At 56.3% G+C, this 19,450-nt stretch carries 30 protein-coding genes; 29 read left to right on the top strand and 1 reads right to left on the bottom strand.

Translation table 11 applies throughout. The annotated features are described in order from the left end of the window. Positions 1–2 precede the first annotated feature (2 nt). The 28 genes from rplD to bfr all read left to right on the top strand — a co-directional run bounded on the left by rplD (position 3) and on the right by bfr (position 14,971). On the top strand, positions 3–605 hold the full coding sequence (gene rplD / locus BM70_RS0117620; protein ID WP_003176424.1) for a 50S ribosomal protein L4: 603 nt from the start codon (positions 3–5) through the stop codon (positions 603–605). After that, positions 602–901, top strand: coding sequence for a 50S ribosomal protein L23 (gene rplW / locus BM70_RS0117615; RefSeq protein ID WP_002555488.1), 300 nt, complete (start codon positions 602–604; stop codon positions 899–901). The genes rplD and rplW overlap by 4 nt, the downstream gene beginning before the upstream one ends. A gap of 14 nt (positions 902–915) precedes the next feature. Continuing rightward, a complete protein-coding gene (gene rplB / locus BM70_RS0117610; protein WP_003186055.1) occupies positions 916–1,740 on the top strand; it encodes a 50S ribosomal protein L2 in 825 nt (274 codons plus the stop codon). Between the two features lie 16 nt (positions 1,741–1,756). Beyond that, positions 1,757–2,032, top strand: coding sequence for a 30S ribosomal protein S19 (gene rpsS / locus BM70_RS0117605; RefSeq protein ID WP_002555486.1), 276 nt, complete (start codon positions 1,757–1,759; stop codon positions 2,030–2,032). Positions 2,033–2,043: 11 nt separating this feature from the next. Further along, a complete protein-coding gene (gene rplV, locus BM70_RS0117600; RefSeq protein WP_003103908.1) occupies positions 2,044–2,376 on the top strand; it encodes a 50S ribosomal protein L22 in 333 nt (110 codons plus the stop codon). A 13-nt stretch (positions 2,377–2,389) separates the two neighbouring features. After that, the gene (gene rpsC, locus BM70_RS0117595) at positions 2,390–3,076 is read left to right on the top strand and encodes a 30S ribosomal protein S3 (protein ID WP_003176422.1); all 687 of its coding nucleotides are present in this window, start codon (positions 2,390–2,392) and stop codon (positions 3,074–3,076) included. 12 nt (positions 3,077–3,088) lie between these two features. Further along, on the top strand, positions 3,089–3,502 hold the full coding sequence (rplP, locus tag BM70_RS0117590) for a 50S ribosomal protein L16 (RefSeq protein ID WP_003176421.1): 414 nt from the start codon (positions 3,089–3,091) through the stop codon (positions 3,500–3,502). Next, complete coding sequence (gene rpmC / locus BM70_RS0117585; protein WP_002555481.1) at positions 3,502–3,693, top strand: 50S ribosomal protein L29; 192 nt, start codon at positions 3,502–3,504, stop codon at positions 3,691–3,693. Before rplP ends, rpmC begins: the two co-directional genes overlap by 1 nt. A 2-nt stretch (positions 3,694–3,695) precedes the next feature. Continuing rightward, a complete protein-coding gene (rpsQ, locus tag BM70_RS0117580; RefSeq protein WP_003176419.1) occupies positions 3,696–3,962 on the top strand; it encodes a 30S ribosomal protein S17 in 267 nt (88 codons plus the stop codon). 23 nt (positions 3,963–3,985) lie between these two features. Further along, positions 3,986–4,354 (top strand): 50S ribosomal protein L14, encoded by a 369-nt coding sequence (gene rplN, locus BM70_RS0117575; RefSeq protein ID WP_002555479.1) that lies wholly within the window; start codon positions 3,986–3,988, stop codon positions 4,352–4,354. 11 nt (positions 4,355–4,365) lie between these two features. Beyond that, on the top strand, positions 4,366–4,680 hold the full coding sequence (gene rplX, locus BM70_RS0117570; RefSeq protein WP_007896770.1) for a 50S ribosomal protein L24: 315 nt from the start codon (positions 4,366–4,368) through the stop codon (positions 4,678–4,680). Positions 4,681–4,702: 22 nt separating this feature from the next. After that, positions 4,703–5,242 carry a 50S ribosomal protein L5 gene (gene rplE / locus BM70_RS0117565; RefSeq protein ID WP_003194642.1) on the top strand — a complete coding sequence of 180 codons (540 nt, stop codon included), beginning with the start codon at positions 4,703–4,705 and terminating at the stop codon, positions 5,240–5,242. Positions 5,243–5,255: 13 nt separating this feature from the next. Then, on the top strand, positions 5,256–5,561 hold the full coding sequence (gene rpsN / locus BM70_RS0117560; RefSeq protein ID WP_003176414.1) for a 30S ribosomal protein S14: 306 nt from the start codon (positions 5,256–5,258) through the stop codon (positions 5,559–5,561). A gap of 208 nt (positions 5,562–5,769) precedes the next feature. Beyond that, positions 5,770–6,162, top strand: a complete 393-nt coding sequence (gene rpsH / locus BM70_RS0117555; protein WP_010566853.1) for a 30S ribosomal protein S8 — start codon at positions 5,770–5,772, stop codon at positions 6,160–6,162. Positions 6,163–6,174: 12 nt separating this feature from the next. Further along, entirely contained in the window at positions 6,175–6,708 is a 534-nt protein-coding gene (rplF, locus tag BM70_RS0117550; protein WP_003194640.1) for a 50S ribosomal protein L6, read from the top strand. A gap of 10 nt (positions 6,709–6,718) precedes the next feature. Further along, positions 6,719–7,069: a 50S ribosomal protein L18 gene (gene rplR / locus BM70_RS0117545; protein WP_003186037.1), complete on the top strand. Its 351-nt coding sequence runs from the start codon at positions 6,719–6,721 to the stop codon at positions 7,067–7,069. Between the two features lie 3 nt (positions 7,070–7,072). After that, positions 7,073–7,573 (top strand): 30S ribosomal protein S5, encoded by a 501-nt coding sequence (gene rpsE / locus BM70_RS0117540; RefSeq protein ID WP_003176409.1) that lies wholly within the window; start codon positions 7,073–7,075, stop codon positions 7,571–7,573. 2 nt (positions 7,574–7,575) lie between these two features. Further along, positions 7,576–7,752, top strand: coding sequence for a 50S ribosomal protein L30 (gene rpmD / locus BM70_RS0117535; RefSeq protein ID WP_003176408.1), 177 nt, complete (start codon positions 7,576–7,578; stop codon positions 7,750–7,752). A gap of 3 nt (positions 7,753–7,755) precedes the next feature. Next, on the top strand, positions 7,756–8,193 hold the full coding sequence (rplO, locus tag BM70_RS0117530; protein WP_003176407.1) for a 50S ribosomal protein L15: 438 nt from the start codon (positions 7,756–7,758) through the stop codon (positions 8,191–8,193). Next, entirely contained in the window at positions 8,194–9,522 is a 1,329-nt protein-coding gene (gene secY / locus BM70_RS0117525) for a preprotein translocase subunit SecY (RefSeq protein WP_003194637.1), read from the top strand. 28 nt (positions 9,523–9,550) lie between these two features. Further along, a complete protein-coding gene (rpmJ, locus tag BM70_RS32510; RefSeq protein WP_002555468.1) occupies positions 9,551–9,667 on the top strand; it encodes a 50S ribosomal protein L36 in 117 nt (38 codons plus the stop codon). Positions 9,668–9,796: 129 nt separating this feature from the next. Then, on the top strand, positions 9,797–10,153 hold the full coding sequence (rpsM, locus tag BM70_RS0117520; RefSeq protein ID WP_003194635.1) for a 30S ribosomal protein S13: 357 nt from the start codon (positions 9,797–9,799) through the stop codon (positions 10,151–10,153). A 30-nt stretch (positions 10,154–10,183) separates the two neighbouring features. After that, the gene (gene rpsK / locus BM70_RS0117515) at positions 10,184–10,573 is read left to right on the top strand and encodes a 30S ribosomal protein S11 (RefSeq protein WP_002555466.1); all 390 of its coding nucleotides are present in this window, start codon (positions 10,184–10,186) and stop codon (positions 10,571–10,573) included. 18 nt (positions 10,574–10,591) lie between these two features. Continuing rightward, complete coding sequence (rpsD, locus tag BM70_RS0117510) at positions 10,592–11,212, top strand: 30S ribosomal protein S4 (protein WP_003176404.1); 621 nt, start codon at positions 10,592–10,594, stop codon at positions 11,210–11,212. Positions 11,213–11,234: 22 nt separating this feature from the next. After that, the gene (gene rpoA / locus BM70_RS0117505; protein WP_003176403.1) at positions 11,235–12,236 is read left to right on the top strand and encodes a DNA-directed RNA polymerase subunit alpha; all 1,002 of its coding nucleotides are present in this window, start codon (positions 11,235–11,237) and stop codon (positions 12,234–12,236) included. A 41-nt stretch (positions 12,237–12,277) separates the two neighbouring features. After that, the gene (rplQ, locus tag BM70_RS0117500; RefSeq protein ID WP_003176402.1) at positions 12,278–12,664 is read left to right on the top strand and encodes a 50S ribosomal protein L17; all 387 of its coding nucleotides are present in this window, start codon (positions 12,278–12,280) and stop codon (positions 12,662–12,664) included. A gap of 238 nt (positions 12,665–12,902) precedes the next feature. Beyond that, positions 12,903–14,351 (top strand): catalase, encoded by a 1,449-nt coding sequence (locus BM70_RS0117495; RefSeq protein ID WP_025857203.1) that lies wholly within the window; start codon positions 12,903–12,905, stop codon positions 14,349–14,351. A gap of 155 nt (positions 14,352–14,506) precedes the next feature. Then, positions 14,507–14,971, top strand: a complete 465-nt coding sequence (gene bfr / locus BM70_RS0117490) for a bacterioferritin (RefSeq protein ID WP_003176400.1) — start codon at positions 14,507–14,509, stop codon at positions 14,969–14,971. 66 nt (positions 14,972–15,037) lie between these two features. On the opposite strand, the gene uvrA is transcribed toward bfr, so the two are convergent. Then, positions 15,038–17,872 carry an excinuclease ABC subunit UvrA gene (gene uvrA / locus BM70_RS0117485; protein ID WP_025857202.1) on the bottom strand — a complete coding sequence of 945 codons (2,835 nt, stop codon included), beginning with the start codon at positions 17,870–17,872 and terminating at the stop codon, positions 15,038–15,040. Between the two features lie 178 nt (positions 17,873–18,050). Between uvrA and BM70_RS0117480 the strand changes: the two genes are divergently transcribed. After that, positions 18,051–19,445 (top strand): MFS transporter, encoded by a 1,395-nt coding sequence (locus tag BM70_RS0117480; RefSeq protein ID WP_025857201.1) that lies wholly within the window; start codon positions 18,051–18,053, stop codon positions 19,443–19,445. Positions 19,446–19,450 lie beyond the last annotated feature (5 nt).

The raw sequence follows: 19,450 nt of genomic DNA, 5'->3' as shown, positions 1-19,450 counted from the left end.
ACATGCAATTAAATGTAAATGACGCTCAAGCGATCGAAGTTTCCGAACTGACATTTGGCGGCGAATTCAACGAGACGCTGGTTCACCAAGCAGTCGTGGCCTACATGGCCGGCGGCCGTCAAGGTAGCAAGCAGCAAAAGACCCGTTCCGACGTTCGTGGTGGCGGTAAGCGCCCTTGGCGTCAGAAAGGTACTGGCCGTGCTCGTGCCGGTACTATCCGTAGCCCAATCTGGCGCGGCGGCGGTACCACTTTCGCAGCTCGTCCACAGGATCATTCTCAGAAGCTCAACAAGAAGATGTACCGCGCAGCACTGCGCTCCATCCTTGCTGAACTCGTGCGTACTGATCGTCTGGTGGTGGTTCAGGACTTCGCTGTTGAAAGTCCAAAAACCAAAGATCTGCTGGGCAAACTGAACAACATGAGCCTGACCGACGTTTTGATCGTGTCTGAAGCTGTTGATCAGAACCTGTACCTGGCTGCTCGCAACCTGCCACACGTTGATGTACGTGACGTGCAAGGTTCCGATCCAGTTAGTCTGATCGCATACGACAAGGTGTTGATCACCGTGTCGGCCGTGAAGAAATTCGAGGAGCTGCTGGGATGAACCAGGAACGCGTATTTAAAGTTCTGCTTGGCCCGCACGTTTCCGAAAAGGCTACGGTTCTGGCTGACAAGAAAGGCCAGTTCGTTTTCAAGGTTGCAACTGACGCAACCAAGCTGGAAATCAAGAAGGCCGTCGAAAGCCTGTTCAGCGTGAAAGTAGAGCGTGTTACTACCCTGAATGTTCTGGGTAAGAGCAAGCGCACTGCTCGCGGTCTGGGCAAGCGTAATGACTGGAAGAAGGCAGTTATCTCCCTTCAGCCAGGCCAAGATCTCGATTTCAGCAGCAGTGCTGAGTAAGGAAGGGGTGCATCATGGCAATCGTTAAATGCAAACCGACTTCCCCTGGCCGCCGTTTTGTGGTCAAGGTGGTCAACCAGGAGCTGCATAAAGGCGCTCCTCACGCACCGCTGCTCGAGAAGAAATCGAAGTCTGGTGGTCGTAACAACAATGGTCGTATTACCACTCGTCACATTGGTGGTGGCCATAAGCAGCATTATCGTCTGGTCGACTTCCGTCGCAACGACAAAGATGGCATCGCTGCCACTGTCGAGCGTATCGAATACGATCCAAACCGTACTGCTCACATCGCTCTGCTGCTGTACGCAGATGGCGAGCGTCGCTACATCATCGCCCCTAAAGGCGTGAGCGCTGGCGACCAGCTGATCGCAGGTGCCCTGGCACCGATCAAGCCGGGCAACGCTCTGCAACTGCGCAACATTCCAGTTGGTAGCACCGTACACGGCATCGAATTGAAGCCAGGTAAAGGCGCGCAAATCGCTCGTTCCGCTGGTGCTTCGGCTCAGCTGATCGCTCGTGAAGGTGTCTACGTGACCCTGCGTCTGCGTTCTGGTGAGATGCGTAAAGTGCTGGCTGAATGCCGCGCGACCCTAGGTGAAGTCTCGAACTCCGAGCACAGCCTGCGTTCGCTGGGTAAAGCTGGTGCCAAACGCTGGCGTGGCGTTCGCCCAACCGTTCGTGGTGTTGCCATGAACCCGGTTGACCACCCACACGGTGGTGGTGAAGGTCGTACCTCTGGTGGTCGTCATCCGGTATCGCCATGGGGCTTCCCGACTAAGGGCGCGAAGACTCGTGGTAATAAGCGTACCGACAAAATGATCGTCCGTCGTCGCAAGTAAATAGAGGGATACGACAGTGCCACGTTCTCTGAAAAAAGGTCCTTTTATTGATCTTCACCTACTGAAGAAGATCGAAGTGGCGGCGGAAAAGAACGATCGCAAACCAGTTAAGACCTGGTCGCGTCGTTCGATGATCCTGCCACAAATGGTCGGTCTGACCATCGCAGTACACAACGGTCGTCAACACGTCCCAGTTCTCGTTAACGAAGACATGGTCGGCCACAAACTAGGCGAGTTTGCCGGTACCCGCACTTATCGTGGGCACGTGGCAGACAAGAAAGCCAAGCGTTAAGGGGTAAGGAAATGGAAGTAGCCGCTAAGTTGTCGGGCGCTCGAATCTCCGCCCAGAAAGCCCGCTTGGTCGCCGACCAGATCCGCGGGAAGAAGGTGGGCGAAGCGCTCAACCTGTTGGCTTTCAGCAGTAAGAAAGCCGCCGAGATCATGAAGAAAGTGCTGGAGTCGGCCGTAGCCAACGCCGAGCATAACGAAGGCGCAGACGTTGATGACCTGAAGGTCAGCACCGTTTTCGTCAACGAAGGGCGTTCGCTGAAGCGCATCATGCCACGTGCCAAAGGCCGTGCTGATCGCATCGTCAAGCGGTCTTGCCATATCACTGTCAAGGTTGCTGACAAGTAACGGAGTCGAAGAGATGGGTCAGAAAGTACATCCCATTGGCATTCGCCTGGGAATCGTCAAGGAGCACACCTCCGTCTGGTACGCAGACGGTCGGACTTATGCGGACTACTTGTTCGCTGATCTGAAGGTGCGTGAGTATCTCCAAGACAAACTAAAAAGCGCGTCCGTAAGCCGTATCGATATCCATCGTCCGGCCCAAACTGCACGTATCACCATCCACACCGCTCGTCCAGGTATCGTTATCGGGAAGAAAGGTGAAGATGTTGAGAAACTGCGTCAGGACCTGACCAAGCAAATGGGTGTGCCTGTGCACATCAATATCGAAGAGATCCGCAAGCCGGAGCTCGACGGTATGCTGGTTGCGCAGAGCGTAGCTCAGCAGCTGGAGCGTCGCGTAATGTTCCGTCGCGCTATGAAGCGCGCCGTACAGAACGCCATGCGCATTGGTGCCAAAGGCATCAAAATCCAAGTGAGCGGTCGTCTCGGCGGTGCTGAAATCGCACGTACTGAATGGTATCGCGAAGGTCGTGTGCCACTGCACACCCTGCGTGCCGACATCGACTATGCCAACTACGAAGCTCACACCACTTACGGTGTGATCGGTGTAAAGGTTTGGATCTTCAAAGGCGAAGTAATTGGTGGTCGCCAAGAAGAACTGAAACCACAAGCACCAGCGCCTCGTAAAAAAGCTGCTAAGTAAGGGGTACGCCAAATGTTGCAACCTAAGCGTACGAAGTTCCGCAAGCAGATGACAGGCCACAACCGTGGTCTGGCTCAGCGCGGTAGCAAAGTCAGCTTCGGCGAGTTCGCGCTGAAGTCTGTAGCTCGTGGTCGTCTCACCGCTCGTCAGATCGAGTCAGCGCGTCGTGCTCTGACCCGTCACGTAAAACGTGGCGGCAAGATCTGGATCCGTGTATTCCCGGACAAGCCGATCTCCAAAAAACCTCTCGAGGTTCGTATGGGTAAAGGTAAGGGTAACGTGGAATACTGGGTAGCCCAGATTCAGCCAGGCAAAGTCCTGTATGAAATCGAGGGTGTTTCTGAAGAGCTGGCGCGTGAGGCTTTCGCCCTGGCTGCTGCAAAGCTGCCGCTCGCCACCTCCTTTGTTAAACGGACGGTGATGTGATGAAAGCGAATGAACTTCGTGAAAAATCCGCACAGCAGCTGAACGAGCAACTGCTCGGCCTGCTGCGCGACCAGTTCAATCTGCGTATGCAGAAAGCAACTGGCCAGTTGGGGCAGTCTCATCTGCTCTCGCAAGTTAAGCGTGACATCGCTCGCGTGAAGACTGTGCTCAACCAGCAGGCAGGTAAGTGATCATGGCTGAAGCCGAAAAGACTGTCCGTACGCTGACTGGCCGTGTTGTCAGCGACAAGATGGACAAAACCATCACCGTTCTGATCGAGCGTCGCGTTAAGCACCCGATCTACGGTAAATATGTTAAGCGTTCGACTAAGCTGCACGCGCACGACGAAACCAATCAGTGCCACATCGGCGACAAAGTCACTATTCGTGAAACTCGTCCGCTGGCCAAGACCAAGTCTTGGGCACTGGTTGATGTTCTCGAACGCGCTGTGGAAGTCTAAGGACTAGGGGTCGGAGAAATTATATGATTCAGACTCAATCCATGCTCGATGTGGCCGATAACAGCGGCGCTCGCCGTGTTATGTGCATCAAGGTGCTGGGTGGCTCCCATCGTCGTTACGCTGGTATCGGTGACATCATCAAAGTTACCGTGAAGGAAGCAATTCCTCGCGGTAAGGTGAAAAAAGGCCAAGTGATGACTGCTGTTGTAGTCCGCACTCGTCACGGCGTACGCCGTGCAGATGGCTCCATTATCCGCTTTGATGGCAACGCTGCTGTTCTTCTGAACAACAAGCAAGAGCCGATCGGCACCCGTATCTTTGGGCCAGTGACCCGTGAACTTCGTACTGAGAAGTTCATGAAGATCGTCTCGCTCGCCCCAGAAGTGCTGTAAGGAGATCCGACATGCAAAAGATTCGTCGTGACGACGAGATCATCGTGATCGCCGGCAAAGACAAAGGTAAGCGCGGTAAGGTGCTGAAGGTTCTCGCTGACGACCGTCTGGTCGTTGGTGGTCTGAACCTGGTCAAGCGTCATACCAAGCCTAACCCGATGTCGGGCGTACAGGGCGGTATCGTCGAGAAAGAAGCGCCACTGCACGCTTCTAACGTCGCCATCTTCAACGGCGAAACCAACAAGGCTGACCGCGTTGGTTTCAAAGTAGAAGACGGTAAGAAAATTCGTGTCTTCAAGTCGACCCAAAAAGCGGTTGATGCTTGAACACTGCTAGGTAGATAAGACCATGGCACGACTACAAGAGATTTACCGGAAGGAAATCGCCCCCAAGCTTAAGGAAGAACTTAAGCTCGGGAACGTGATGGAAGTTCCGCGCGTCACCAAAATCACCCTGAACATGGGTCTGGGCGAAGCGATCGGCGACAAAAAAGTCATCGAGCACGCTGTTGCTGACCTGGAAAAGATCACCGGTCAGAAAGTCGTTGTGACTTACGCTCGGAAATCCATCGCTGGCTTTAAAGTCCGTGAAGGTTGGCCGATCGGCGTCAAAGTGACTCTGCGCCGTGAGCGTATGTACGAATTCCTGGATCGTCTGCTGTCGATCTCCCTGCCTCGGGTTCGCGACTTCCGCGGCCTGAATGCCAAGTCCTTCGATGGTCGTGGTAACTACAGCATGGGCGTGAAAGAGCAGATCATCTTCCCGGAAATCGACTACGACAAGATCGATGCTCTCCGCGGTCTGGACATCACCCTGACCACCACTGCCAAGAACGATGATGAAGGTCGCGCCCTGTTGCGTGCTTTCAAATTCCCGTTCCGCAACTGATTGGAGTAGGACCATGGCCAAGATGAGCATGAAAAACCGCGAGCTGAAACGTCAGCTCACGGTTGCCAAGTACGCCAAGAAGCGTGCAGCACTGAAAGCAATCATCGTTGATCTGAACGCAAGTCCAGAAGCGCGTTGGGAAGCTACAGTTGCCCTGCAGAAGCAGCCACGTGACGCAAGCGCTTCGCGCATGCGTAACCGCTGCCGCCTGACCGGTCGTCCACACGGCGTTTACCGCAAGTTCGGCCTCGGCCGTAACAAACTGCGTGAAGCGGCAATGCGTGGTGACGTACCAGGTCTGGTTAAAGCCAGCTGGTAAGTACTTTCAGCGTCCAGGTGGTCGGCATCGCAAGATAACGACCACCGGTGACCTTGAATCTGGAACAAGCCCCTTTTGGGGCTTGTTTCATTTCCGGAGTGTGTCTAGAATACCCGGCTCGCCTGAGCCCGTGTTTTCTATGCCCGGAGATTCTCGGCGACATATGTAGCCGCAAGGCTAATTTTTTTGTATTAGGAGCGTCTAGCCCATGAGTATGCAGGACCCGTTAGCGGACATGCTAACTCGTATCCGTAATGCCCAGATGGCTGAAAAGTCCGTCGTAAGCATGCCATCTTCCAAGTTGAAGGTAGCTGTTGCCAAAGTCCTGAAAGACGAAGGCTACATTGCGGGTTATCAGATCAGCAGCGAAACAAAACCACTGCTGTCCATCGAGCTGAAGTACTTCGAAGGCCGTTCGGTCATCGAGGAAGTGAAGCGCGTTAGCCGTCCAGGCCTGCGTCAGTACAAGTCCGCTGAAGATCTGCCGAAAGTTCGTGGCGGTCTGGGCGTGTCTATCGTCTCCACCAACAAAGGTGTGATGACGGATCGTGCTGCGCGCGCTGCCGGTGTCGGCGGCGAAGTTCTTTGCACTGTGTTCTAAGGGGGGATAAGCATGTCTCGCGTCGCTAAGAACCCCGTTAAGCTGCCAGCCGGTGTCGAAGTCAAATTCGCAGGCCAACAGCTTTCGGTGAAGGGTGCCAAGGGTACTCTTGAACTGAACATCCATTCGTCCGTTGAGATCGTTGAAGAAGCTGGTGAGCTGCGTTTTGCTGCTCGCAATGGCGATCAACAAACTCGCGCAATGGCCGGTACCACGCGTGCGTTGGTAAACAACATGGTCCAAGGCGTAAGCCAAGGCTTCGAGCGTAAGCTCCAGCTGGTCGGTGTTGGTTACAAAGCGCAAGCAAAAGGCACGGTTTTGAACCTGGCCCTTGGCTTCTCGCACCCTGTGGATTACGAACTGCCAGCGGGCATCACTGCTGAGACCCCTAGCCAGACCGATATCCTGATCAAGGGCATCGACAAGCAGCTGGTAGGTCAAGTGGCCGCTGAGATCCGCGACTTCCGTCCACCAGAGCCGTACAAAGGCAAAGGTGTGCGCTACGCGGACGAAGTCGTCCGTCGTAAAGAAGCCAAGAAGAAGTAGGGCATAGCAAATGACCGACAAAAAAGTTACTCGACTGCGTCGCGCTCGCAAAGCACGCCTGAAAATGCACGAACTCGAAGTCGTGCGTCTCTGCGTGTTCCGCTCGTCGCAGCACATCTACGCCCAGGTCATCTCGGCCGACGGCAACAAAGTCCTGGCAAGCGCCTCGACTTTGGATAAAGAACTGCGTGATGGTGCCACTGGCAACATCGACGCGGCCACAAAGGTTGGCCAGCTGGTCGCTACGCGTGCTAAGGCCGCTGGCGTCTCGCAAGTGGCTTTCGACCGCTCTGGCTTCAAGTACCACGGTCGCGTTAAAGCGCTGGCTGATGCTGCTCGTGAAGCTGGGCTGGAGTTCTAAGTTATGTCAAATAACGACCAAAAGCGCGACGAAGGCTACATTGAGAAGCTGGTTCAAGTTAACCGCGTAGCCAAAACCGTTAAAGGCGGCCGTATCTTCACTTTCACCGCGTTGACCGTGGTGGGTGATGGTAAAGGGCGTGTTGGCTTCGGCCGTGGCAAGTCACGTGAAGTGCCTGCTGCGATCCAGAAGGCAATGGAAGCTGCTCGTCGCAACATGATCCAAGTTGATCTGAACGGCACCACCCTGCAGTACGCAATGAAGTCCGCCCATGGCGCTTCGAAGGTGTACATGCAGCCTGCTTCTGAAGGTACCGGTATCATCGCTGGCGGCGCTATGCGTGCTGTCCTCGAAGTTGCTGGCGTTCAGAACGTTCTGGCCAAGTGCTACGGCTCGACTAACCCGGTAAACGTGGTTCACGCCACTTTCAAAGGTTTGAAAGCTATGCAATCTCCTGAGTCCATCGCTGCCAAGCGTGGCCTGACTGTCAAGGAGATCTTCTGATCATGGCTACCGTTAAAGTAACGCTGATCAAAAGCATGACCGGCCGCATCCCTAACCACAAACTGTGTGTTAAAGGTCTGGGTCTGCGTCGCATAGGTCACACTGTAGAAGTCCAGGATACTCCCGAGAATCGCGGGATGATCAACAAGGCTTACTACATGCTGCGTGTAGAGGGTTAATCGATGAAGCTCAATGATCTGAGTCCAGCGCCGGGTTCCCGTCGCGAAAAGCATCGTCCGGGCCGTGGTATCGGTAGCGGTTTGGGTAAGACTGGTGGCCGTGGCCACAAAGGTCAAACCTCCCGCTCCGGTGGCACCATCGCTCCAGGCTTTGAAGGCGGTCAACAGCCGCTGCATCGTCGCCTGCCTAAGTTCGGTTTCGTATCCCTGAAAGCCATGGACCGCGCAGAAGTGCGTCTGTCCGAGCTGGCTAAAGTGGAAGGCGACATCGTTACTGTGCAGACCCTGAAAGATGCCAACGTGATCAACGTCAACGTACAGCGTGTGAAAATCATGCTGTCCGGTGAAGTGACTCGCGCTGTCACTATCGGCAAGGGAATCGGCGCCACCAAAGGTGCGCGTTCGGCTATCGAAGCAGCTGGCGGCAAGTTCGAGGAATAAATGGCTAAGCAAGGTGCTCTCTCAGCGCTCGGCAAAGGCGGTATGTCTGAACTTTGGGCTCGTCTGCGTTTTCTGTTCCTGGCGATTATCGTCTACCGAATAGGCGCACACATCCCGGTTCCAGGTATCAACCCGGACCGACTCGCAGACCTGTTTCGACAGAATGAGGGGACCATTCTTAGCTTGTTCAACATGTTTTCCGGCGGCGCGCTGGAACGGATGAGCATCTTTGCATTGGGGATCATGCCGTACATTTCGGCATCGATCATCATGCAACTGATGACCGCCGTCAGCCCGCAGCTGGAGCAGTTGAAGAAGGAAGGTGAAGCTGGCCGTCGCAAGATTAGCCAGTACACCCGCTACGGCACTGTCGTCCTCGCCCTGGTCCAAGCTATCGGCATGTCCGTTGGCCTGGCAGGGCAGGGCGTTGCGTTCACTGGTGACTTTGGCTTCCATTTCGTCGCGGTATCCACATTTGTGGCTGGTGCGATGTTCATGATGTGGCTGGGTGAGCAGATTACTGAGCGTGGTGTTGGCAACGGTATCTCGATGTTGATTTTCGCAGGTATCGTCGCCGGTCTTCCGAGAGCGATCGGGCAGTCTTTCGAGTCTGCGCGTCAGGGTGATATCAACATTTTCGCCCTGGTTGCCATCGGTTTGCTGGCAGTAGCGATAATCGGTTTTGTGGTGTTCATTGAGCGTGGCCAGCGTCGTATTGCTGTTCACTACGCCAAGCGTCAGCAGGGCCGCAAGGTCTTTGCTGCGCAGACCAGCCACTTGCCGCTGAAAGTGAATATGGCCGGTGTTATTCCGGCAATTTTCGCGAGCAGCATTTTGCTGTTTCCGGCTTCGTTGGGTACCTGGTTTGGTCAGTCTGAAAATATGGGCTGGCTGCAGGACCTCTCTCAGTCGATCGCTCCTGGTCAGCCGTTGAATATTCTGCTGTTTAGTGCAGGGATTATTTTCTTCTGCTTCTTCTATACGGCGTTGATGTTCAATCCGAAAGACGTAGCGGAAAACCTGAAGAAGTCCGGTGCCTTTATTCCGGGCATCCGTCCGGGTGAGCAGTCTGCGCGCTACATTGATGGTGTTCTGACTCGTTTGACCCTGTTCGGTGCTCTATATATGACGGCCGTGTGCTTGCTGCCCCAGTTCCTGGTGGTTGCAGCAAACGTTCCGTTCTACCTTGGCGGGACCTCGTTGCTGATCGTGGTCGTGGTTGTGATGGACTTCATGTCCCAAGTACAATCGCACCTCGTTTCGCACCAGTACGAATCCCTGATGAAGAAAGCCAACCTGAAGGGCTACGGCAGCGGCATGTTGCGCTGAGTACCCCATAAGGTTCGAGGAGTTGGTGATGAAAGTTCGTGCATCGGTGAAAAAGCTGTGCCGTAACTGCAAGATTATTCGCCGCGAAGGTGTTGTTCGAGTAATTTGCAGCGCGGAACCGCGTCACAAACAGCGCCAAGGCTGAGTGTGATCCGCTTGAAGCCCGGCAGCTAGTGCGCTGCCGGGTTGATTATTTGTTATTACAGCGATATTATCTCGCGCCCTATTTCTTGGCTTCCGGGGCGTAGGTAGCTGTCAATTGGAGTCCCACTGAATGGCCCGTATTGCAGGCGTTAACATTCCAGATAACAAGCACACTGTTATCTCGCTGACCTACATCTATGGTGTTGGTCGCACTACTGCGCAGAAAATTTGCGCGGTTGCTGGGGTAAACCCAGCCGCTAAGATCAAGGATCTGAGCGACGAGCAGATTGAACAGCTGCGTGGCGAAGTGGCGAAGTTCACCACTGAAGGTGACCTGCGTCGCGAAATCAACATGAAAATCAAGCGTTTGATGGACCTCGGTTGCTATCGCGGTCTGCGTCATCGTCGTGGTCTTCCAGTACGCGGTCAGCGTACCAAGACTAACGCGCGTACCCGTAAAGGTCCGCGTAAGCCGATCCGCAAGTAATCGCCCCAGCGAATCGACAGGAAAATTATCATGGCAAAACCTGCTGCTCGTCCTCGTAAAAAAGTTAAAAAGACAGTGGTTGATGGCATCGCCCACATCCATGCTTCTTTTAACAACACCATCGTGACCATCACCGACCGTCAAGGTAACGCGCTTTCTTGGGCTACCTCCGGTGGTTCGGGTTTCCGCGGTTCCCGCAAGTCCACCCCGTTTGCTGCTCAAGTAGCTGCTGAACGTGCTGGTCAAGCTGCGCTGGAATACGGCCTGAAAAACCTCGACGTTAACGTCAAAGGTCCAGGTCCAGGTCGTGAGTCTGCTGTCCGTGCTTTGAACGGCTGTGGCTATAAGATCGCCAGCATCACCGACGTGACGCCAATCCCGCACAACGGGTGCCGTCCGCCGAAGAAGCGCCGCGTGTAATCCAGGAGATTGTAAAGAATGGCTCGTTACATTGGTCCAAAATGCAAACTCGCTCGTCGCGAAGGCACCGATCTCTTCCTGAAGAGCGGCGTGCGCGCGATCGAATCGAAGTGCAACATTGAAGCAGCACCTGGTATCCACGGCCAACGCCGCGGTCGCCAGTCCGATTACGGCACCCAACTGCGTGAAAAGCAGAAGGTCCGTCGTATCTACGGCGTTCTCGAGCGTCAGTTCAGCGGCTACTATAAAGAAGCTGCTGGCAAGAAAGGTGCAACCGGTGAAAACCTGCTGCAACTGCTCGAATGCCGTCTGGACAACGTTGTATACCGTATGGGCTTTGGTTCGACTCGTGCCGAATCCCGTCAGCTGGTATCGCACAAGTCGATCAGCGTTAACGGTCAGACCGTAAACGTTCCGTCCTACCAGGTTCGTGCTGGTGACGTGGTCGCAGTTCGCGAGAAAGCAAAAAACCAACTTCGCATTGTCCAAGCTCTCGATCTGTGTGCCCAACGTGGCCGCGTAGAATGGGTAGAAGTAGACACTGAGAAGAAGTCGGGCGTTTTCAAGAACGTTCCTGCTCGCAGTGATCTGTCCGCCGACATCAACGAAAGCCTGATTGTCGAGCTCTACTCCAAGTAAGGGCTAGAAAATAGGTGCATCCATGCAGATTTCGGTAAATGAGTTCCTGACACCCCGCCACATTGATGTGCAGGTTGTCAGTCCAACCCGCGCCAAAATTACTCTCGAGCCTCTCGAGCGTGGTTTTGGCCACACCCTGGGCAACGCGCTGCGCCGCATCCTGTTGTCCTCAATGCCCGGCTGTGCAGTAGTCGAGGCCGAGATTGACGGTGTGCTCCACGAGTACAGCGCCATCGAAGGTGTACAGGAAGACGTAATTGAAATCCTGTTGAACCTTAAAGGTCTGGCTATCAAGCTGCACGGCCGTGACGAAGTTACGCTGACCTTGTCGAAGAAGGGTTCGGGGGTGGTTACCGCTGCCGATATTCAGCTGGATCATGATGTCGAGATCGTTAACCCCGATCACGTAATCGCTAACCTGGCGTCTAACGGCGCCCTGAACATGAAGCTCACCGTAGCTCGTGGTCGTGGTTATGAACCGGCCGACTCGCGTCAGAGCGATGAAGACGAAAGCCGCAGCATTGGTCGCTTGCAGCTTGACTCTTCGTTCAGCCCGGTTCGCCGCATCGCATACGTGGTGGAAAACGCCCGTGTCGAGCAGCGTACTAACCTGGACAAGCTGGTTATTGATCTGGAAACCAACGGTACCCTGGATCCTGAAGAGGCTATCCGCCGCGCTGCAACCATCCTGCAACAGCAGTTGGCTGCGTTCGTCGACCTCAAAGGTGATAGCGAACCAGTGGTAATCGAGCAGGAAGACGAGATCGATCCGATCCTGCTTCGCCCGGTTGACGATCTGGAACTGACTGTACGTTCGGCTAACTGCCTTAAGGCGGAAAACATTTACTACATCGGCGACCTGATTCAGCGTACCGAAGTAGAACTGTTGAAGACTCCGAACCTGGGCAAGAAATCCTTGACTGAAATCAAGGACGTTCTGGCCTCCCGCGGTCTGTCCCTCGGCATGCGCCTCGACAACTGGCCGCCTGCAAGTCTTAAGAAGGACGACAAGGCGACTGCCTGATCGTCGTAATCACCGAACGTGAGTTTGGTAAGGAATGAACCATGCGTCATCGTAAAAGTGGTCGTCACCTGAGCCGTACCAGCTCGCACCGCAAGGCCATGTTCCAAAACATGGCGGTGTCGCTGTTCGAGCACGAGCTGATCAAAACTACACTGCCGAAAGCTAAAGAACTGCGTCGCGTTGCTGAGCCGCTGATCACTTTGGCCAAGACAGACAGCCTGGCTAACCGCCGTCTGGCTTTCGACCGTACTCGTTCGAAAGCTATCGTTGGTAAGCTTTTCAACGACCTGGGCAAGCGTTACGCTACCCGTGAGGGTGGCTACCTGCGCATCCTCAAGTGCGGTTTCCGCGCTGGCGACAACGCGCCTATGGCGTACGTCGAGTTGGTTGATCGTGCTACTGCTGGCGAAGCTGTAAGCGCCGAGTAAGACGACAAGCTGTATCGAAGAACCGGGCCTAGTGCCCGGTTTTTTGTGCGCGTAATAAAAGCGCGATGCAAACCAGCCTTCATGGGTTGTACCTGGCACTATGAGGTTTGGGGATCTTGGTAGTTATTCTCTATCGCCACCTACAATTTAATGAATTTGTAGACGTCATATTGATGATCAATACTTCCTCCAAGCCGATTAGCCGGCAGTTCCAAGTCCGACCTGAGGGAAATTGAGCATGAGCCAGAATAAAATCCTTACTACCGCCAGCGGTGCGCCCGTTGCGGATAACCAGAATTCCCGTTCCGCCGGTCCGCGCGGTCCGTTGCTGCTCGACGATTTTCATCTGATCGAGAAGCTCGCTCACTTCAACCGTGAAAACATTCCTGAGCGCCGCGTACACGCCAAGGGCTCGGGCGCCTATGGCACCTTCACCGTTACCCAAGACATTACGCAGTACACCAGCGCCAAGCTGTTTGAGTCCATCGGCAAGCAAACCCCGACCTTCCTGCGGTTTTCGACTGTAGGCGGCGAACGCGGTTCGGCTGACACCGAGCGTGACCCACGTGGTTTTGCCCTGAAGTTCTACACCGAAGAAGGCAACTGGGACATCGTGGGTAACAACACCCCTGTCTTCTTCATTCGTGATCCATTGAAGTTCCCCGACTTTATCCACACCCAGAAGCGCTTGCCACAAAGCAACCTGAAAAGCGCACAAATGATGTGGGACTTCTGGTCGCACTCCCCAGAGGCGCTGCACCAGGTCACCATTCTGTTTTCGGACCGTGGCATCCCTGATGGCTACCGTCATATGCACGGCTTCGGCAGCCACACCTACAGCCTGATCAACGCCAAGGGCGAGCGTCACTGGGTCAAGTGGCACTACAAGACCAAGCAGGGCATCAAGAACCTGGCGCCGGCCGAAGCTGCACGCCTGGCCGGTACCGACCCTGATTACGCCCAGCGCGATCTGTTTGGTGCGATCGAGCGCGGTGATTTCCCGAAATGGCGTGTCTGCATCCAGATCATGACCGAGGCCCAGGCCAACGCTCATTACGAGAACCCTTTCGATGTGACCAAAACCTGGTCGCAGAAGGAGTTCCCGTTGATCGAAGTCGGCGAGCTGGAATTGAACCGCAACCCGCAGAACTACTTCGCTGAAGTGGAACAGGCTGCATTCGGCCCGAGCAACATGGTTCCCGGTGTCGGCCTGTCGCCAGACCGCATGCTGCAAGGTCGTGTGTTCGCGTACGCCGATGCCCACCGCTACCGCGTCGGTACCAACCACCAGCAACTGCCGGTGAATGCCCCGCGCAGCCCAGTCAACAGCTACCAGCGTGACGGCTCGATGGCATTCGGCAGCAACGGTGGCGCGGCGCCCAACTACGAGCCGAACAGCTACGCTGATGCACCGAAACAAGCACCTCAGTACGCTGAGCCTGCCTTGGCTTTGAGCGGTGCCGCTGATCGTTACGATCACCGTGAAGACACTGATTACTACAGCCACGCCGGTGCGCTGTTCCGCCTGATGAACGATGAGCAGAAAGCGTTGCTCACCAGCAACATCGCCGGTGCGATGGGTGGCGTTTCCAGCGATGTGGTCCAGCGTCAACTGCAGCACTTCTACAAGGCAGATCCTGCTTATGGAGAAGCAATCGCAAAGGCACTGGGTGTATCGCTTAACTAACTCTAAACGATAAGCAGAACCGCCCTCATTTGGGCGGTTTTTGCGTTATTTCAGCTACTTTTCTCCGGAAATCTTCACTTTTCTGCCGTTGGTCCCGTGACCTTCGAGTCATCATGGTTCAAACTACAGACTTTCAAGCAGGGAGATGTAGGGCGATGCAAGGTCACCCCGACGTAATCGATTACCTCAACACGTTGCTGACGGGCGAACTGGCTGCTCGTGACCAATATTTCATCCACTCGCGTATGTACGAAGACTGGGGCTTTACCGAGCTCTACGAGCGTATCAATCACGAGATGGAAGAAGAGGCACAGCACGCCGACGCATTGATGCGCCGTATCCTCATGCTCGAAGGCACGCCGCGTATGCGTCCCGACGATCTGGATGTGGGTACCACGGTGCCTGACATGCTCGCTGCCGACCTGCGCCTCGAGTACAAGGTCCGTGCCGCGCTTTGCAAAGGCATCGAGCTCTGCGAGCAGCACAACGACTATGTTACCCGCGAAATTCTGCGGGTGCAGTTGAATGACACCGAAGAAGATCACACCTACTGGCTTGAAAAGCAGTTGGGCCTGATCAAGCTGATCGGCCTGGAGAATTACCTGCAATCGCAGTTCTGATTCCCGGCTGCAAAAAAGCCCCTGTCACCGCAACGTGACAGGGGCTTTTCATTGGGCTCGATAAAGTCAGGCCCGGTCGCGTTCCAGCAACGGTTTCAGGTAGTAACCGGTGTGCGACTGAGGCATCTCGGAGACCTGCTCTGGCGTGCCGACGGCGATGATCTGGCCACCCTTGGAACCACCTTCCGGCCCCAGGTCGACCAGCCAATCCGCGGTCTTGATCACGTCAAGGTTATGCTCGATCACCACCACGGTGTTGCCGTGGTCGCGCAAGCGGTGCAGCACGTCCAGCAGTTGCTGGATATCCGCGAAGTGCAGGCCGGTGGTCGGCTCATCGAGGATATACAGGGTCTTGCCGGTATCGCGTTTGGACAGCTCGCGAGACAGTTTTACCCGCTGCGCCTCACCCCCCGAGAGCGTGGTCGCCGATTGTCCCAGCTTGATGTACGACAAGCCCACGTCCATCAGCGTCTGCAGCTTGCGCGCCAACGCCGGGACCGCGTCGAAGAACACCCGCGCTTCCTCGATGGTCATCTCCAGGGTTTCGTGGATGCTCTTGCCCTTGTATTTGATCTCCAGGGTCTCGCGGTTGTAGCGCTTGCTCTTGCACACATCGCACGGCACGTAGATGTCAGGGAGGAAGTGCATCTCCACCTTGATCAGGCCATCGCCCTGGCACGCTTCGCAGCGACCGCCCTTGACGTTGAACGAGAACCGGCCCGGCCCGTAACCCCGTGAGCGGGATTCCGGAACGCCAGCAAACAGCTCACGAATCGGCGTGAACAACCCGGTGTAGGTCGCCGGGTTGGAACGCGGTGTACGGCCAATCGGGCTCTGGTCGATATCGACCACCTTGTCCAGGTGTTCCAGGCCCTTGATGCTGTCGTGGGCAGCGGCTTCCAGGGTGGTCGCGCCGTTCAGGGCGGTGGCACTCAGGGGAAACAGCGTATTGTTGATCAGTGTCGATTTGCCCGAGCCGGAAACACCGGTCACGCAGGTCAGCAGGCCAAGTGGGATTTCCAGGTCGACATTGCGCAAGTTGTTGCCACGCGCGCCCTTGAGGTGCAGCGCCAGCTTCTTGTTGCGTGGTGTACGTTTGGCCGGTACTTCGATCTTCACGCGGCCGGACAGGTATTTGCCGGTCAGCGAATCCGGATGGGCCATGACTTCGGCAGGCGTGCCCTCGGCGACAATATGCCCGCCATGCACACCCGCGCCCGGGCCGATGTCGACCACGTAGTCTGCCAGGCGAATCGCGTCTTCATCATGCTCGACCACAATCACCGTGTTGCCGATATCCCGCAGGTGTTTCAACGTACCCAGCAGGCGATCGTTGTCGCGCTGGTGCAGGCCAATCGATGGTTCATCGAGGATGTACAGCACGCCCACCAGGCCGGCGCCAATCTGGCTGGCCAGGCGGATGCGCTGTGCTTCACCGCCGGACAAGGTATCGGCACTGCGATCCAGCGACAGGTAATCCAGGCCAACGTTGACCAGGAACTGCAGCCGCTCGCGAATCTCCTTGAGTATCTTGTCTGCGATTTCCCCACGGCGGCCGGTCAGCTTGAGTACGCCAAAGTACTCACAGGCATCCCCGATCGGCAGGTTGGTCACCGCCGGCAATGTCTTCTCGCCCACCCACACATGCCGCGCCTCACGACGCAGGCGAGTGCCGCGGCAATCCGGGCAAGGTTGTGTGCTGAGGAATTTCGCCAACTCTTCGCGCACGCTGGCCGACTCGGTCTCGCGGTAGCGACGTTCGAGGTTGGGCACGATGCCTTCGAACGGGTGAGAGCGCTTGACGATATCGCCACGGTCATTCAGGTACTTGAAGTCGACGTTCTGCGACCCGCTGCCATTGAGGATGACTTTCTGCTGGTCCGCCGGCAGTTGGTTGAACGGCACTTCCAGGCTGAATTTATAGTGCGACGCCAATGACCCCAGCATCTGGAAGTAATAGACGTTGCGCCTGTCCCAGCCACGAATCGCGCCCTCCGCCAGCGTCAGGTCACCGTTGACCAGGCGCTTGATATCGAAGAACTGCTTCACCCCCAGGCCATCACAGGTCGGGCAGGCGCCGGCAGGGTTGTTGAAGGAAAACAGCTTGGGTTCCAGCTCGCTGATGGCATGGCCGCAGATCGGGCAGGCAAAGCGCGCGGAGAAGATGATCTCTTCACCTGGCTCGTCATCCATCGGCGCCACCAGGGCAATGCCGTCGGCCAGCTTCAACGCGGTTTCGAAGGATTCCGCCAGGCGCTGCTGCAGGTCGGCGCGCACTTTGAAACGGTCGACGACCACATCAATGGAGTGCTTCTTCTGCTTGTCGAGCTTCGGCGCTTCGTCCAGCTCATACAGCTTACCGTTGATCCGCGCACGCACAAACCCTTGGGCGCGCAGCTCTTCGAAGACGGAAAGGTGTTCACCCTTGCGCTCACGGATCACCGGTGCCAGCAGCATCAGCTTGGCGCCTTCCGGTTGGGCCAGCACCAGGTCGACCATCTGGCTGACGGTCTGGGCTTCCAGGGGAATGTCGTGGTCCGGGCAACGCGGAATACCTACCCGTGCGTACAGCAGGCGCAGGTAGTCGTAGATTTCGGTAATGGTGCCCACGGTGGAGCGTGGGTTATGGGAGGTCGACTTCTGCTCGATGGAAATCGCCGGCGACAGGCCTTCAATGGTGTCGACATCGGGCTTTTCCATCATCGACAGGAACTGGCGGGCATAGGCCGACAGCGATTCCACATAGCGACGCTGGCCCTCGGCATACAGCGTGTCGAACGCCAGCGACGATTTGCCGGACCCGGACAAGCCGGTGATGACGATCAGTTTGTCCCGGGGCAGGGTCAGGTCGATGTTCTTCAGGTTGTGGGTTCTAGCCCCACGAATCAGGATCTTGTCCAAGATGGCCTCGCACGGCGGGCGTAAATAATGCCGGAGTATACGGCTAAAGACTGGATGAATATACACTGTCAAAAGGCCGTGTGCAGCCTTAGATGAAAGCTGCGCGGCAAAGCGCCGCATATACCCTCTCAATCGATGGGACTGGTAGAATCGCCGCCGGTTCACACGAGGTTTTTCCATGCACGATCCCCACAGCGAACGCATGAGTAGCGGCGAGACCCGAGCAGCAAGCGGTCTGGCCCTGGTGTTCGCCTTCCGTATGCTGGGCATGTTTATGGTGTTGCCGGTGCTGGCGACCTATGGAATGGATCTCGCAGGTGCGACCCCCGCATTGATCGGCCTGGCGATTGGCGCCTATGGCCTGACCCAGGCTATTTTCCAGATTCCGTTCGGGATCATTTCCGACCGTATCGGCCGTCGCCCGGTGATCTACCTGGGGCTGGTCGTGTTCGCCCTCGGCAGTGTGCTCGCGGCGCAGTCCGATTCGATCTGGGGCGTGATCGCCGGACGCATCCTGCAGGGAGCCGGTGCGATTTCCGCCGCGGTCATGGCGTTGTTGTCCGACCTGACCCGCGAACAACACCGTACCAAGGCCATGGCCATGATCGGCATGACTATCGGCCTGTCGTTTGCCGTGGCCATGGTGGTCGGCCCCTTGCTGACCCGCGCGTTCGGCCTGCACGGGCTGTTCCTGGCCACCGGCGGCATGGCGCTGTTCGGTATCGTGATCGTGGCCTTTATGGTGCCGCGTTCTACCGGCACGTTGCAGCACCGCGAGTCCGGCGTCGCCCGCCAGGCATTGCTGCCGACGCTCAAGCACCCGGACCTGCTGCGCCTGGATTTAGGTATCTTCGTGTTGCACGCAATGCTGATGTGCAGCTTCGTCGCCTTGCCCCTGGCCCTGGTGGAAAAAGCCGGCCTGCCCAAGGAGCAGCACTGGTGGGTGTACCTCACCGCGCTGCTGATTTCGTTCTTCGCCATGATCCCGTTCATCATCTATGGCGAGAAAAAACGCAAAATGAAACGAATCCTGCTCGGCGCCGTCGCGACGCTGATGCTCACTGAGCTATTCTTCTGGCAGTTCGGCGACAGCCTGCGGGCGCTGGTAATCGGCACGGTGGTGTTCTTCACCGCGTTCAACCTGCTGGAGGCTTCGTTGCCTTCGCTGATCAGCAAAGTTTCACCGGCCGGCGGCAAAGGAACGGCGATGGGGGTGTATTCCACCAGCCAGTTCCTGGGTTCTGCACTGGGCGGCATCATGGGTGGCTGGATGTTCCAGCATGGCGGTTTGTCGGTTGTCTTCCTGGGATGCGCCGGGCTGGCTGCACTTTGGCTAGCCTTTGCTGTTACCATGCGCGAACCTCCATACGTCACAAGCCTGCGCCTGCCGTTGTCGCCCGAAGCCATTCGTGAAGCTGGCCTGGTCGAGCGCCTTAAGGCCGTTGTTGGAGTAACAGATGCAGTCGTGGTCGCGGAAGAGGCGGCCATTTACATCAAATTGGACACCGAATTATTGGATCGCGCGACGCTCGAGCAACTGGTCAACCCAGTGCCGACAGCGCGCCCAGCCTAGGAGAA

Source organism: Pseudomonas sp. CHM02 (assembly GCF_000612585.1).
Taxonomy (GTDB): domain Bacteria; phylum Pseudomonadota; class Gammaproteobacteria; order Pseudomonadales; family Pseudomonadaceae; genus Aquipseudomonas.
Note: the sequence above shows the minus strand (reverse complement) of the source record. Positions and strands in the feature narration are given on the sequence as shown.

What these genes read in the sequence shown, in the direction of transcription:
- rpsN (WP_003176414.1), top strand. Translation starts at nt 5,256, where the DNA reads ATGGCCAAGATGAGCATGAAAAACCGCGAGCTGAAACGTCAGCTCACG.
- rplO (WP_003176407.1), top strand. Translation starts at nt 7,756, where the DNA reads ATGAAGCTCAATGATCTGAGTCCAGCGCCGGGTTCCCGTCGCGAAAAG.
- rpmD (WP_003176408.1), top strand. Translation starts at nt 7,576, where the DNA reads ATGGCTACCGTTAAAGTAACGCTGATCAAAAGCATGACCGGCCGCATC.
- rplB (WP_003186055.1), top strand. Translation starts at nt 916, where the DNA reads ATGGCAATCGTTAAATGCAAACCGACTTCCCCTGGCCGCCGTTTTGTG.
- rpmJ (WP_002555468.1), top strand. Translation starts at nt 9,551, where the DNA reads ATGAAAGTTCGTGCATCGGTGAAAAAGCTGTGCCGTAACTGCAAGATT.
- rplP (WP_003176421.1), top strand. Translation starts at nt 3,089, where the DNA reads ATGTTGCAACCTAAGCGTACGAAGTTCCGCAAGCAGATGACAGGCCAC.
- rplX (WP_007896770.1), top strand. Translation starts at nt 4,366, where the DNA reads ATGCAAAAGATTCGTCGTGACGACGAGATCATCGTGATCGCCGGCAAA.
- rpoA (WP_003176403.1), top strand. Translation starts at nt 11,235, where the DNA reads ATGCAGATTTCGGTAAATGAGTTCCTGACACCCCGCCACATTGATGTG.
- rplW (WP_002555488.1), top strand. Translation starts at nt 602, where the DNA reads ATGAACCAGGAACGCGTATTTAAAGTTCTGCTTGGCCCGCACGTTTCC.
- bfr (WP_003176400.1), top strand. Translation starts at nt 14,507, where the DNA reads ATGCAAGGTCACCCCGACGTAATCGATTACCTCAACACGTTGCTGACG.
- rpsD (WP_003176404.1), top strand. Translation starts at nt 10,592, where the DNA reads ATGGCTCGTTACATTGGTCCAAAATGCAAACTCGCTCGTCGCGAAGGC.
- BM70_RS0117480 (WP_025857201.1), top strand. Translation starts at nt 18,051, where the DNA reads ATGCACGATCCCCACAGCGAACGCATGAGTAGCGGCGAGACCCGAGCA.
- BM70_RS0117495 (WP_025857203.1), top strand. Translation starts at nt 12,903, where the DNA reads ATGAGCCAGAATAAAATCCTTACTACCGCCAGCGGTGCGCCCGTTGCG.
- rplN (WP_002555479.1), top strand. Translation starts at nt 3,986, where the DNA reads ATGATTCAGACTCAATCCATGCTCGATGTGGCCGATAACAGCGGCGCT.
- rplR (WP_003186037.1), top strand. Translation starts at nt 6,719, where the DNA reads ATGACCGACAAAAAAGTTACTCGACTGCGTCGCGCTCGCAAAGCACGC.
- rpsQ (WP_003176419.1), top strand. Translation starts at nt 3,696, where the DNA reads ATGGCTGAAGCCGAAAAGACTGTCCGTACGCTGACTGGCCGTGTTGTC.
- rpsH (WP_010566853.1), top strand. Translation starts at nt 5,770, where the DNA reads ATGAGTATGCAGGACCCGTTAGCGGACATGCTAACTCGTATCCGTAAT.
- rplD (WP_003176424.1), top strand. Translation starts at nt 3, where the DNA reads ATGCAATTAAATGTAAATGACGCTCAAGCGATCGAAGTTTCCGAACTG.
- secY (WP_003194637.1), top strand. Translation starts at nt 8,194, where the DNA reads ATGGCTAAGCAAGGTGCTCTCTCAGCGCTCGGCAAAGGCGGTATGTCT.
- rpmC (WP_002555481.1), top strand. Translation starts at nt 3,502, where the DNA reads ATGAAAGCGAATGAACTTCGTGAAAAATCCGCACAGCAGCTGAACGAG.
- rpsE (WP_003176409.1), top strand. Translation starts at nt 7,073, where the DNA reads ATGTCAAATAACGACCAAAAGCGCGACGAAGGCTACATTGAGAAGCTG.
- rpsK (WP_002555466.1), top strand. Translation starts at nt 10,184, where the DNA reads ATGGCAAAACCTGCTGCTCGTCCTCGTAAAAAAGTTAAAAAGACAGTG.
- rplV (WP_003103908.1), top strand. Translation starts at nt 2,044, where the DNA reads ATGGAAGTAGCCGCTAAGTTGTCGGGCGCTCGAATCTCCGCCCAGAAA.
- rplE (WP_003194642.1), top strand. Translation starts at nt 4,703, where the DNA reads ATGGCACGACTACAAGAGATTTACCGGAAGGAAATCGCCCCCAAGCTT.
- rplQ (WP_003176402.1), top strand. Translation starts at nt 12,278, where the DNA reads ATGCGTCATCGTAAAAGTGGTCGTCACCTGAGCCGTACCAGCTCGCAC.
- rpsM (WP_003194635.1), top strand. Translation starts at nt 9,797, where the DNA reads ATGGCCCGTATTGCAGGCGTTAACATTCCAGATAACAAGCACACTGTT.
- rpsC (WP_003176422.1), top strand. Translation starts at nt 2,390, where the DNA reads ATGGGTCAGAAAGTACATCCCATTGGCATTCGCCTGGGAATCGTCAAG.
- rplF (WP_003194640.1), top strand. Translation starts at nt 6,175, where the DNA reads ATGTCTCGCGTCGCTAAGAACCCCGTTAAGCTGCCAGCCGGTGTCGAA.